Consider the following 454-nt stretch of genomic DNA (forward strand, 5'->3'; position numbering starts at 1 on the left):
TCCGAGGCCGGGGCCCTGCGGCGCAGCCGGTACACGGCGCCCGCCGCGGCGCCCGCGATCAGCAGACCGCCGGCGACCAGGGCGGGCACGGAGTCGGAGAAGGAGCCGCCCTGGCCGGCGCGGGCGGGCTTCTGTACGGCCGCGGGGGCGCAGGGGGCGGTGCGCGGCTCGGGGCAGGGACGGTGGCTGCCGGCCGTGGCGCCGCCGCGGGTGACGGTGAAGGTGGCGCTCCAGGCCTTGCCGGCTGCGCGGTCCGAGGTCGGGCAGGTGCCGTCGACGGTCCACGCGGACTCGGGGGCGGCACCGTCGGCACCGGCCTGGAGTTCCTGGTCGGCGGAGATGCGCGCGGTGCCGCTGTAGGCGGGGCCGGAGACCTGGTCGTCGTTGCCGGACACCAGTTGCAGCCGTACGGTCTGCGACTCGAATGCCTCCGAGGTGGCGTCCAGGGTGGCGG

Annotated in this window: 1 pseudogene; it reads right to left on the reverse strand. The window is 77.8% G+C overall.

The features are described from left to right. A pseudogene (locus EHS43_RS45855) lies at window positions 1-454 on the reverse strand (hypothetical protein); the annotation flags it as partial.

This window comes from Streptomyces sp. RP5T, assembly GCF_003933965.1.
GTDB lineage: Bacteria > Actinomycetota > Actinomycetes > Streptomycetales > Streptomycetaceae > Streptomyces.